Source organism: Nitrosomonas supralitoralis, from assembly GCF_003011925.2.
GTDB classification, from domain to species: Bacteria; Pseudomonadota; Gammaproteobacteria; order Burkholderiales; family Nitrosomonadaceae; genus Nitrosomonas; species Nitrosomonas supralitoralis.
In genome coordinates, this window is sequence record NZ_PXXU01000014.1 from 56,741 (window position 1) to 69,647 (window position 12,907).

Genomic DNA, 12,907 nt, shown 5'->3' on the forward strand with positions numbered 1-12,907 from the left:
TCTAAAAATGAGGAATAAATTATGACCGAAGTAATAGATTACAAATCACGAGTCAGTGATCCAGCAAGCCGCAAGTTCGAAACATTTTCATACCTGCCTGCCATGGCTGACAAAGATATTAAGAAACAAGTGGAGTATTTAATCAGTAAAGGCTGGAATCCAGCCATTGAGCATACAGAGCCTGAATATATAATGGACTCTTACTGGTATATGTGGAAGCTGCCCATGTTTGGTGAAACTGATGTGGAGCGGGTGCTGGCTGAGGCTGCCGCGTGCCATAAAGCTAATCCGAATAATCATGTGCGCTTGATTGGCTACAACAATTTCAACCAGTCACAAGGCACGGCCATGGTGATATATCGCGGCAAGACTGTTTAGACACAACGGGTTTCGTACCCAGGAGCCCCCTCACCTGTAACAGGATCGGGGGTTTTTTTTTGATCAAAATAAAATACTTTTCAGATAGCAATAACAGGAGTTCATCATGAGCAAAATCATTGATCAATACCATGTAACCACTGAGCCCTATTACCATCCTGTAGCTGATGAGGTGAAATTATATGAAGCGGCCTATTCTGTACGCATGCCCATGATGCTGAAAGGCCCAACCGGCTGTGGAAAAACTCGTTTTGTTGAGTACATGGCCTGGAAATTAAAAAAACCACTGATTACCGTTGCTTGTAACGAAGACATGACAGCTTCAGATTTGGTGGGACGTTTTCTGCTAGATGCTAATGGCACAAGCTGGCAGGATGGGCCGTTGGCAGTAGCTGCACGTTACGGCGCAATCTGCTATCTGGATGAAGTGGTCGAAGCACGTCAAGACACTACGGTCGTCATTCATCCGTTAACGGACAATCGTCGTGTGCTGCCATTAGAAAAAAAAGGCGAACTCATTCATGCCCACGCCGACTTCCAAATTGTCATTTCTTACAATCCTGGCTACCAAAGCCTGATGAAGGACTTGAAGCAATCCACCAAACAACGTTTCGGGGCGCTGGACTTCAATTATCCCAGCCATGATATCGAAAGCGCGATTGTCGCGCATGAATCAGGCGTTCCTTCTGATATCGCCGAAAAATTAGTATCCATCGCCGAACGTGCACGCAATCTCAAAGGACATGGCCTGGATGAAGGTATTTCAACGCGTATGCTGATTTATGCCGGCAGCTTGATCACCAAGAAAGTTGATGCCCAAGCAGCCTGCCGCGTCGCATTGGTGCGACCAATTACTGACGATCCTGATATGCGTGATGCACTGGACGCAGCGGTTAGCACTTTTTTTAATTAAACAGTTTCCAAATTTAACAAATCGATTGATTGTTTTTGAAGATAAGCAGGTGTTCCCATGAGTATTAATCTGAATGACTACAAAGAACTACTGGAAGATCTGGAACCTGAATCCATTGAATTACTCCACCATGCCTGGCCTGAGGTCGTCAAAATTTTTTCGCCGCGAGGATTGGATAACTATCTAAAAGGCGTTTCAGCACTACAGAGATTGGGGCGTGGACGTAGCTTAGTTGATTGTTGGATTGATGAAATTCCTATGGTAGCTAAAGAAGTCGGGGAAGACATTATTGCTGATCTGGCCACTTCTGTTCTTTCACTTGCCTCGCGAACTTCGGGTGCTGTGATTGAATTGGTATTAGCCACCTCTCCTACAGCAGCCAAACGTCTCGGCGATATTCAGCTATTCCAGAATTATCTGCAATTCCTGAATACATTGATTGCACAAGCACCACGTGGCATGCGCCCGATGCTCAATAAACTGGATATCCTGTTCGGGCAGCTAACTTTAGGGGGCTTGCGCCGCTGGGCAATGTGGGGTGCGCATGCGCATCGCACTAATTACGAAGAGCAAGTCAAATACTTCGGATTGGAATCCAAGGAATCGCTTGCAATCCTGCAGAAAGAACGTAAAGGCACGTTGTTTGTCGATGTGCAGCGCCGTATCAATATGTATCTACGCGCATTGTGGGGGCGCGATTTTTTCATGAAACCGACTTCCGGTGATTTTGAATCACGCGAAGGCTATAAGCCGTTCATTGAAAATTATTTCATGCATCTGCCAGATGCTTATGACAGTCATGGCAATATTTCTGCCACCGAAGTCTATCGCGCCGCCGCCGCGCACGCTGCCGCACATTTGGTGGAGACCAAGGAACCGATTTCCGCGGAGGGCTTGAATCCAATGCAAATGGCGGTTATTGCCATCATCGAAGACGCACGCATCGAAGAACTCTCAATTCGCCGCTTTCCCGGCCTGCGCAAAACCTGGTCAGCGTTGCACAACGCCACTCCGGATATGAACGTTACAATGGGTGATTATCTCAACCGCCTGGCGCGCGCTTTACTCGATCCGGAATACCAGGATAAAGATCCCTGGATCGTTGAAGGCCGCGAACTGTTTAGAACTGCACAAGACACTCTGAATCATTATCGTATTTCGTGGGATATCGGCGTACAACTCGCACATAGCTTGCGCGCTAAAAATCTTCCATTCAATGCTCGCACCGATATACTTACGGCACCCTATCGCGACGACAATCGCTACTTTTGGGAATTTGAGGAATTTGATTTCAACCAATCGCTTACCGCTGGTTATCAAGCACCCAAGCAAGTTCGCAAATACGTCAATGTGATGGAACTTGCCAATGAAATCGAAGTTGAAACAGCGGGCGACGATGCGCAGGAAATATGGGTCATGGGAACCGAGTTCTTTCCCTATGAAGACAACGGCGTTTCATTCAATCAAACAGAAGGCAAAGAGCCCGTTTCAGCGCCGTACCACTATTCCGAATGGGATTATCAGATTCAACTGGAACGTCCGGATTGGGCCACTGTGCAGGAAAAGCGCCCCAAACTGGGTGACATGCAATGTATCGATGAAATTGCATTACAGTACAAGCGCGAAATTGCGCGCATGAAATTCTTGCTCGACGCGATGCAACCGCAAGGCACACGGCGCATCCGCAAACTGGAAGACGGTGATGAAATAGACATCAACGCCGCCATTCGCTCGATGATCGATATTCGCATGGGCATGCAGCCCGATCCGCGCATCATGATGCGCTCAATAAGAAAAGTGCGCGATATCTCGGTACTGGTACTGCTCGATCTATCCGAATCCACCAACGAAAAAGTCTCCGGTCACGACTACACTGTATTGGATCTGACTCGTCAGGCCACCGTACTCCTTGCCAATGCTATCAACAAAATCGGTGATCCATTTGCGATCCATGGTTTCTGCTCGGATGGACGACATGACGTGGAATATTACCGCTTCAAGGATTTTGAACAACCCTACAACGAAATTCCGAAAGCCCGTCTTGCAGGCATGACCGGACAATTGTCGACTCGCATGGGTGCCGCAATGCGGCATGCCAATCATTACTTGAAACTACAAAAATCCGCAAAAAAACTGTTGCTCGTCATCACTGACGGTGAACCCGCTGACGTCGATGTGCGCGACCCGCAGTATTTACGCCACGACACCAAGAAAGCGGTGGAAGAAGCAAGCCGCTCTGGCATTGTTACTTACTGCATGAGCCTCGACCCGCGCGCCGATCAATATGTGTCGCGCATTTTCGGCGAACGCAATTATCTAGTGGTGGATCACGTAGAGCGCTTGCCGGAAAAATTACCAGTGTTGTATGCGGGGTTGACGAGATAGATTATCGAACAGGGTTAAATTCCCTGAATCTTGTTGAGATCAAAACCCCATTTAGCCGGATCTTCAATGCTCTGAATAGCATCCGTATCTTTTGATAAATCTATAATCTCATAAGGAATGTGCGCATTAGCTCGAGTAGAGAAGAAAATTTTTATAATGGGCATGGTTAATTTTTTTGTAGACTGCTGAATCACCACCCCCAGTCGCCCGGATTTGAGTTTTAGCAGAGTACCGGATGGATAAATACCGATTGTCTTTACAAAAGCCTGGAAAATCGTTTCATCAAAATGCCCGTCTTTCCAAGAAGCCATTCTGCGAATCGATTCAGCGGGAGTCCAGGCTGATTTGTAACAACGTTCTGAAGAGATTGCATCATAAACATCGCAAACTGCGCCCATCCGCGCAAACAGGGTCAGTGCATCACCGGATAATTTTTCCGGATAACCCTTTCCATCCACCCGCTCGTGATGGTGCAAACAAACATCCAAAGCAGATTCATGGACTTGATAACAGGATTGCAGAATTTCCCATCCGCGTTCTGGATGACTTTTCATCATAACAAACTCTTCATCTGTCAGTTTCCCGGGTTTATTGAGCACTTCATTTGGGATCACCATTTTTCCTATATCATGCAACAGTCCGGCGGTGCCTGCTTGTTTAATTTGCTCTAAGCTTAAATCCAGTATTCTTCCCAATGCAACCATCAACATGCAAACCGCAACCGAATGCATGTAAGTGTATTCATTAACATTTTTCAAACGAATCAACGTGAGTAACGCATTGGGATTACGTTCAATCGATTGACTGATTTCTTCCACCAATGATTCTGCCTCAACGATTTCAAGCGCTTTACCCATACGCACATCTCTGAACATTGAGGTTACCGTTTCTTTAGCTTTTTTATGGATTTTTTTGGCCACATCCAACTCTTCCTCGATTGGAATCTGTGCAATAGATTTTTTAATTGGTTTCTGCGGCTTACCGGAATTCTCGTGATCTGTATTCTCCACAGGATGAACTGGATTTATTACCGGTTTCTTTTCAGCTTTAGCAACATCAAGGCCTTTGCTGGTATCAATCCATATTTCGTCCAGGTCGCAGTTCACTAACTTATCCAGGTCTTTTTGCTGATCCAGTTTAAAAGATTTTCTCCAGAACGGATGTTCCAGCCAGTTACCTCGGATTGCATGAATGTACATTCCCAACCGGACCTCACTTGCTTGTACTTTTTTTATCATCAAATTCAGTATAAAAAGCAAAAATGAAATTTATTGTATTTGGTCATGAGTTGAGCTATGGGTGTCGTTCGTCGAAGCCAACGCGATCACTAGCAATTTTTTACTCAAGAATTGATTGATTCAGTTTTCAGGCAAAAACCGCTGATCGAAAAAATGGAAAAATATATTGTGCGCTTTTTCCTGGAGAAACTAACGACAGGAATGCGAGGTTTTATAGGTGTATTCAACCGGTAACCTATGTTAATTTCGTATATGCAGTTATCGAGCATTACGTCACGCCTGTTGTTATTGAATGTATTTAAACGCATACATTTTAAAGATTAATTACTTAAATGATGGCGTGTGATTTTATGCATCAAATGTCATAGCAAATGATACCGGCAATATCGGCAACATTTGACTCACAGTGACCCCCTACCCCAAACAATCCGTTCCTTTTCTTAAAGTACGTCGCGCATAGTACGCAAAAGCCACGGTACTGCGCTGTCCGCGCAGAATCCAGTCGCGTGCTTCTCGCCCTAAATTGGGATCAATCGGCTGAATCCTACCGGCGGATGCTGCCAACAGATGCATGCGTGCCGCCCGCTCAAAAGCAAGCGCCAGTATGCACGCTTCTTCAATACTCGTACTGGCGATTAATAACCCATGGTGAGCTAACAATAAGGCATGCTTGTCACCGATAGCTTTGGCAATCAATTCACCTTCATCATTGCCGACCGGAACACCGGGCCACTTGGGCAGAAAAGCCACATCGTCATAAAGTACGCAATTATCCATGTGGGAGATTTCCAGTGGCACCTCCAGCATACTCAGTGCAGCGGTATGTACGGCGTGCGTATGAATAATGCACTGCACATCAGGCCGGGCACGATACAACCAGGAATGAAAGCGATTGGCAGGATTCGCCATACCGCCACCTTGAAGCACTTGCAGGTCTTCATTGACGAGCAATAAATTGCTGGCGCAAATTTCGTCAAAACCGAATCCCAACCGCTGTGTCAAATAAGTACCCGATTGTTCACTGCGTGCAGTGATTTGACCGGCCAATCCGGAATCGTGTCCGTTATCAAACAAAATCCTGCAGGTCAACGCCAATTTCTGTGCTTGCGTATAATTTTCGCCTTGCAAATGCTTATCCATTTGCACCAACGATTGTTTGATTAACTGTTCCCTATCTAATTTGAAGCTGTCATTGCTCATAATCTCTCACTAGATGCTCAAAATTCATCGGTGCCTGAAGTAAGCCGTTCAATTTCCCGTCGATCGCGTTTGGTTGGGCGCCCTCTCGTAAAGAAAGGCTGAGGCTGGGCTTTTAACCGTGCAGCCAACAACTCCCGTTGCTCTCGACTCTCATCGGTTTCACGATAAAGCTGCTGTGCTTGTGACGCAGAGCCTCTTTTATTCGATAACCCCAGCACATCAATCGTATATATATAATTATTAATACGAATTTCCACCTTATCTCCAACAGCAACAGTTTTAGCAGGCTTGATTCGTTGATCATTAATTGAGACGCGTCCACGATCAATCGCTTCGGCTGCTAATGAACGTGTTTTGAAAAAACGCGCTGCAAATAGCCACTTATCTATACGATATTTTTCATTATCATCATTAGATTGCATTTCAATATTAATTCGTAAGATTAGTATTTATATGGATTTTGTTCTGCAGCGTTTTATGAACCGGACATTTATTGGCGATCTCCAGCAGCCGAGCCCGTTGTTGATCGCTCAAATTGCCTGTTAATCGAATATTCCGTGTCATGACGTCAATAAGTGTCATCTGTTTCTCACAATCGACACAGTCTTCAGCATGAATTCGACTATGCTGTAACTCAACCTGAATATCCTGCAAGTCAAGTTGCTTGTGATTTGCGTACATGCGCAAAGTCATTGAAGTGCAACTTCCAAGTGCTGCAAGTAATAATTCATAGGGATTTAATCCAAGATCAGAACCGCCCAGCGCAGTAGGTTCATCGCTGATCAATCGGTGATGCTGTGTCAGAATCTCGCGTGTAAACTTTTTATCACGTTCACGCACGATCACAACGCCCTCTTCTACCGGTGGTCTTGCGGTTTCTTCTTGCCTGTCCGAAGTTTGATCTTTCTTTAGATACCGACTCGCCCAAGCGGCTAATACCTCTGCAACATACATAGAATCTTGCGGATTGGATAACATATGATCTGCATGATCCAGCGATACAAAACTCTTCGGATGTTTGGCTGCGGTAAATATGCGTGCCGCTTCGTCTATCGAAACAATGCCATCCAATGGTGCGTGAAAGATCAGCAATGCCTTCCTTAACCCACCAATATGTGTCACAGAATTATATTTCTCCAAATCATCAATGAATTGACGACGAATGTTAAAACTTCTTCCACCTAAATCAACTTGCACCGATTGTTGATCTTGCAATTTTAGATAGGAATCTGCGAACAGGTGCTTGACATGTGAGGCGGTTGCCGGTGCACCGATGGTAATCACTGCGCTAACCGATGGCAGATCTTGTGCCGCCGCCAATACGGCGGAGCCACCCAGACTATGTCCGATTAACAGCGCAGGTGCAGCATACTGTTGCTCGAGATAGCTCGCTGCGGCTAATAAATCCTGAACATTGGACGAAAAATTGGTGTTTGCAAAATCACCTTTGCTGGTGCCCAATCCGGTAAAGTCAAACCGTAATACGGCGATCCCCCGAGCAGCCAGTGCAAGCGCAATCCGTGCTGCAGCCGGATTATCTTTGGAGCAGGTAAAACAATGGGCAAATAGCGCATACGATTTGATAGCACCGGATGGCATTTCCAGCAATCCTGTTAATGGCTCACCTTGCGAATTCTGAAATACTGCCTCAATACGTGGCATGAACTATCGGCCTCATCACAGCTAATCACATATAACATTCTTAAACTCTATTACCGCATTTAAATAGTACCAAAAATAACTGAATAAAACCCGCTCATACTCATGAATAGAAAAATCCACTAAGACTTAAAAAAAGAAATCTGACTTACAGACGCAAGCCTTCACTCAGAAAACCACACAACGCATTGCGATAAAAACGGCAAAATTACAAAATACCTGTCATGCAAATTTTTGTTCCTTAGCGGCAGATAATACATTTTGATTCATATTTCTCAATACCTCATCAAGGCGAAATTCGTTATTGTGTTGAATTCGCATGCAAGAATTATCCTGCAACTTGTCAATCTCAGCCTTTGCGACATCAATAGTCTCGGGATTCGCTGTAACACCAGAAAGTATTCGTTGCAAAGTCGCAAGATCTGTGGCGACGCCAGCTTTATCGACAGAATAATATCTTGAAACTTCTACTCGATTATCAAACATTTTTGCCGCATTGCCCCAAACCGGATTATCGTGATCAACATCCACCAAGGTTTTGATACCCCACACGATCATTTCACCAAAAGTTTTTCCAGCCTTCATTTGAGTCAGAATAAATTCAATCACTACTGTTTTGTTCTCAGCTGTAAAAGTATCACCTAACAAGTGATTAACAATTTTGGTGGCATTATAAATGTTATAGTGCAAAACCGCTCCACCCCAATTGGGGTCGGAAGTAGAAGTTGATGATAAGACGTTGATAAGTTCTGAGATTAATTCTATCTGAGAGGACCCTGCCGATATTCCATGAACGATATAGTCCATTATTAATGACTTATTCTTTCCTGATATTCGATTACCCAGCAAATCCTCTGTCAAAGCACTGGCAAATTCGGCAGAAGAAAGATTAGCCTCATATTGTTTATCAAAAAACAAAACACTTTCCGCTAATTTTTGTGCCAAATTCTCCAATGATTGACCCGTCTCCAATTGCGCAATGAGATGATTGAGTGTATTCCCACCTGGAGACGTATTGAACAATGTCAATATCAGTTGAAGAATTGAAGTTTGTTGTTTAATATTCAGTGGCATCCTGATATTCCTGGTATAGATATAAGTAATTCCGAATAAAAATAACGATGAAATGGATACTGGTTTCAGAATCCATATTTAATTTAAATTCAATGACTTGTAAATACCGAGTAAGAATTACTCAGTAATTTGCTGCAGTTTTTCTGAAGAAGATCGAAATGCAGATGTAATACAATAGCGACTCATGACATTCCACAATGAGACCATTTAATTGTAAATTAACACATCCCTATTGGCAATAGGGCAAATTGTCGCACCCGGAAACCAGCAATTTGATTTGGCACAGCAAAAAAAAAAGCCTCCTATAACATATTAATTTAATAATATAATCCCTATATACCATCTTTCCAAATACTTATTCTATGTTATGGGGAGATGGGTCACGCGATGGAATTTCTGCTTAAGGATCACCATGTGTCATATATTTTGGAAAAATCTCGTCAGATCAATTAATCACCGATCGTCCTTAAAAAGTTCGTGCCGCAGGCAGATATCCTATCGTTCTGCTTGCCGGAAAATTTGCATCGTGCTGTAAATGCTTTATCAATAGATGTTAAATAAACACAGTTATCATGCCGCCTTTATTAGCAGCCTGATGCTGATAAATTACTTGTCTAAAAACTCCATACCACCTGTCAAACGTGTTACGATTTTTCTCTAATGGTAAGAGCAAGGCCCATCTTGACAGCAGGAATATCAGTTCGGAAGTGCTGATTAATCTTTTAGATACAATAATCACTTAATTTACTGTTTTTTATAATCTTACTGGACTATCAGTTTATCTCTAAAAGTCCAAAACCTTCTGATTTATAGAGTTGTAATGACATCACTGATGTGAACAGGTGTTGTTTTGCAAAAAATCTGTTTGATTAAAAGTAACCCAAGGAGAGTAACGTGTTTTTAACAAAGGATGATCACAAAATTAGTATCGTAGGTGGTCTATTATTATTGGGATTGACACTGACAACTGGAATCACTGTTTATAATGCAATGCGTCAGCAAATTGAAACTGTATTGGGTAGAGGGTTGACTGGAGCCTTAGAGGGTAAAGCATTATTGTTTCAGACAAGAATAGAAAAAGGGATAGAAGACACTCGCGCACTGGCTCTTAGGCCCTTTATTGTTCAGTTTATGCAGGAGTTGAATGATAATATCAATCATGAATCCGCAAGTAGCAATCTTACTCGTAATGTAAATTCCCTTACACTAATAGGCTTTAGCGCTGCGGTAATTTATGACCGCAATGACAATATCCTGTCTCAGGTGGGGGTATTTAGCTCGAACGAGAATCCCACAATACTTTTAGATACTACTGGAAACTCAAAACTCATTTGGGATAATGTCTTTATCTTGAGAACATCTGTTAATGTATTTAATCAAGGACAGAGAATTGGAAAAATCATTACGGAAACAAGATTGCCCAATTTGACCCGGAGTTTTGCAAACGTACAATCGATAGGAAAAAGCGTGGAATTTCTAATCTGCGCTAAATTAGCAGAAAATCGTCAAGCCATTGCGTGCCTTATCAGCAGTCCTGCCATTATTAGATTTACACATTTAAGTATAAGCTATGGTACAGAGACCAATTCTCCCAAGGAAATGGCGTTAAAAGGTAAACACGGTTTTGCTTCTGCGGTTGATTACCGGGATGTTTCCGTTATTGAGGCATATACTTCTTTACCCTCCTTGGGTATTGTAATGACGCTGAAGTTAGATCAGGATGAGTTGTTTATGCCAGTTAATGATAAATTAAAAGACATCATCCTTTATTTGGTGGCTCTGATTCTTGCTGAAATTTTGTTATTAAATTGGTTTATTAGAAAACTTATTAGCTCTGAAAAGGAAGCTCGACAATCAAAAGTTAAAGCAGAAGAATATTCCATTGAGTTAACTAACAAAGAAAAGGAGTTACGCAAAAGACTCAAGGAAATTACTTGTCTTTATGAGATACGCCAGGAAATGGAGTTGGAGATGTCCATCGATGGAGTATGTCAGAAAATTTTTAAGCATCTGATTCCCGCTTTACAATTTCCGCATGCTAGCGTAGCTGAAATCTTAATTAATGAGAAGCGATATGTTTCAAAAGATTATAATAAAAGCCAAGCTATTGAAGCACAATCAGCGAATATTATTGAAATAATAAAACCAGTCAGATCGAACGATAGAAAATCTATATTTAATTTCTTTATTCAATCTGATATCTACATTAATCATAAGCATCATGGATACTTACGTGTTTATTATGCGCAAGATGTGCAAGGCTCCAATATTGAAGAACAGAAACTTATTGATGCTATCGCAAGTGTTCTGGAGGGTTGGATTGAGCTTAGACAATTAGAAGAGGCTTTAGTATCAGTCGCTGAAGATCAGGTTCATAAAATTGGGCAAGAGTTGCATGATAATATTGGTCAGCAAATAGCCGCTGTTGCATTTCAAGCAAGTGCACTGGAATTGCAAACTGGCGACATGAATGCACCGCGCGACAAAATTTCGGAGTTGGCGGCATCCATTGCATTGCAAACACAAAATCTCGTTGTAAATATTAAGCAACTTTCAAAAGTTTTATTGCCTTTTGAATTAGAAGCGAACGGATTGATCTCTGCACTTCAAACGCTCGCAACCCGAATTAGCGGAACATATAATGTTATCTGTACATTCACAAATAATATAGGCAATGAAGATGTGGGGAGCGTAATAACGCTGAATATGTATCGAGTTGCCCAAGAAGCGATTAATAATGCAGTAATTCATGGCAAGGCAAAGCATATATCAATTTCTTTAGCAATAAATGAATTAAGTGAGAGATTTATGCATCTTACTATCTGTGATGATGGTCAAGGTTTCGATGAGTCCAGCTCCGAAGAAAATTTCTTTTCTGGAATGGGGATAAAAATTATGCATTATCGTGCAAAACAATTAGATGGAAAGCTAACAATTTTAAGACGAAATGAGAGCGGTGTAGAAGTGCATTTCATGGTTCCCGTGGATCAAGGTGACAACTAATACTAAATCAAAAATAATGTTAGTCGACGATCACGCCATGATCAGACACGGTATGGCGATGCTGATTAACATGGAAGCAGATATGGAAGTCTCCTGCGAGGCAGGAGATGGGCCAGAAGCTATTGATATTATTAAGCAGAATACTTCAATTGATATATTGATTCTGGATGTTTCACTCAAATCAGTTTCCGGACTTGAAATAATTAAAAGTATCCAGTCATTAAACCCCACATTACCTGTACTCTTTATTTCGATGCATGATGAATCCGTCTACGCAGAACGTGCACTAAGAGCTGGTGCTCGTGGATACGTGATGAAACAGGAACCCAGGAATGTTCTGATAACAGCAATTCGTGAAGTATTAAAAGGTAATATTTTTCTTAGCAAGGGCATACAAGAACAAGTATTAAAGCGAATTGCAATGAGAGGCTATGAGCAAGAGGCTACCGTAAGTTCACTTACTCCCAGTGAATTTGAGGTATTTCATTTGATTGGTTTAGGATATAACAGTCATGAAATTTCCAACCTACTATCTCGCAGCATTAAAACGATAGAAACACACCGATTTAACATTCGCAATAAATTGAAATTGAGAGATACTGGAGATTTAATACGTTACGCAACCAAGTGGTTCTCTGATCAATAACAAAATGTAGTAGTTCAGACTTGATTTAACAGTTACCGTGTTTGACGAAATGACTGACAGTTCAAATCCCAACTACTACTTGATCAGAAAAGAATTAATTCCAAATACAGGCAGGATAGGCCTTCGGGCAGGCAGATCTCAAGCCGCCTGATGGACTGCTCGTTTGTCTTTTCCAGCTCATTACCTCTAGCACTTTATCAACATATGGGGGAACGCGTTGCCAGAAAATATAATTAGCTTTTAAATCATCGCGTGCGAATACAAGAAGTTCCTGGACAGTTGGCACATGGCCTTTTTTGTCACCGCGAGTGTTTAAATAGTTGACCTTCTCAACGGTCGGAGCGATGGGTATAACTCCTGAAAGCTGAGAGAAATAATGGTAAGCTCCTGGGGGAGTATATTGATTACCAG

At 42.4% G+C, this 12,907-nt stretch carries 10 protein-coding genes and 2 pseudogenes; 5 read left to right on the forward strand and 7 right to left on the reverse strand.

All coding sequences use genetic code 11. From position 1 onward, the window contains the following. The first annotated feature begins 21 nt into the window (after window positions 1-21). The 3 genes from C7H79_RS06510 (at window position 22) to C7H79_RS06520 (ending at window position 3,676) form a co-directional block, all read left to right on the forward strand. Window positions 22-378, forward strand: a complete 357-nt coding sequence (locus C7H79_RS06510) for a ribulose bisphosphate carboxylase small subunit (protein ID WP_106706489.1) — start codon at window positions 22-24, stop codon at window positions 376-378. Window positions 379-484: 106 nt separating this feature from the next. After that, a complete protein-coding gene (locus C7H79_RS06515) occupies window positions 485-1,291 on the forward strand; it encodes a CbbQ/NirQ/NorQ/GpvN family protein (protein ID WP_106706490.1) in 807 nt (268 codons plus the stop codon). Between the two features lie 57 nt (window positions 1,292-1,348). Continuing rightward, entirely contained in the window at window positions 1,349-3,676 is a 2,328-nt protein-coding gene (locus tag C7H79_RS06520) for a nitric oxide reductase activation protein NorD (RefSeq protein ID WP_106706491.1), read from the forward strand. Between the two features lie 14 nt (window positions 3,677-3,690). On the opposite strand, the gene C7H79_RS06525 is transcribed toward C7H79_RS06520, so the two are convergent. The 6 genes and pseudogenes from C7H79_RS06525 to C7H79_RS18800 form a co-directional block, all read right to left on the reverse strand. Continuing rightward, window positions 3,691-4,914 carry a cyclic di-GMP phosphodiesterase gene (locus C7H79_RS06525; protein WP_106706492.1) on the reverse strand — a complete coding sequence of 408 codons (1,224 nt, stop codon included), beginning with the start codon at window positions 4,912-4,914 and terminating at the stop codon, window positions 3,691-3,693. A gap of 414 nt (window positions 4,915-5,328) precedes the next feature. Beyond that, window positions 5,329-6,114, reverse strand: coding sequence for an aldolase (locus C7H79_RS06530; protein ID WP_106706493.1), 786 nt, complete (start codon window positions 6,112-6,114; stop codon window positions 5,329-5,331). A gap of 17 nt (window positions 6,115-6,131) precedes the next feature. Further along, entirely contained in the window at window positions 6,132-6,536 is a 405-nt protein-coding gene (locus C7H79_RS06535) for an RNA-binding S4 domain-containing protein (protein ID WP_106706494.1), read from the reverse strand. A 7-nt stretch (window positions 6,537-6,543) separates the two neighbouring features. Beyond that, entirely contained in the window at window positions 6,544-7,776 is a 1,233-nt protein-coding gene (locus tag C7H79_RS06540) for a bifunctional alpha/beta hydrolase/OsmC family protein (RefSeq protein ID WP_106706495.1), read from the reverse strand. A 219-nt stretch (window positions 7,777-7,995) separates the two neighbouring features. Continuing rightward, window positions 7,996-8,718: a hypothetical protein gene (locus tag C7H79_RS06545; protein WP_172592370.1), complete on the reverse strand. Its 723-nt coding sequence runs from the start codon at window positions 8,716-8,718 to the stop codon at window positions 7,996-7,998. A 697-nt stretch (window positions 8,719-9,415) separates the two neighbouring features. Beyond that, a pseudogene (locus C7H79_RS18800) lies at window positions 9,416-9,566 on the reverse strand (IS1595 family transposase); the annotation flags it as partial. 175 nt (window positions 9,567-9,741) lie between these two features. Between C7H79_RS18800 and C7H79_RS06550 the strand changes: the two are divergent. Together C7H79_RS06550 and C7H79_RS06555 are read left to right on the forward strand one after the other, a co-directional pair. Continuing rightward, window positions 9,742-11,850, forward strand: a complete 2,109-nt coding sequence (locus C7H79_RS06550; protein ID WP_106706497.1) for a sensor histidine kinase — start codon at window positions 9,742-9,744, stop codon at window positions 11,848-11,850. Window positions 11,851-11,866: 16 nt separating this feature from the next. Further along, window positions 11,867-12,496, forward strand: coding sequence for a response regulator transcription factor (locus C7H79_RS06555; RefSeq protein ID WP_172592371.1), 630 nt, complete (start codon window positions 11,867-11,869; stop codon window positions 12,494-12,496). 94 nt (window positions 12,497-12,590) lie between these two features. On the opposite strand, the pseudogene C7H79_RS18550 reads toward C7H79_RS06555, so the two are convergent. After that, window positions 12,591-12,907: pseudogene (locus C7H79_RS18550) on the reverse strand (glycoside hydrolase); the annotation flags it as partial.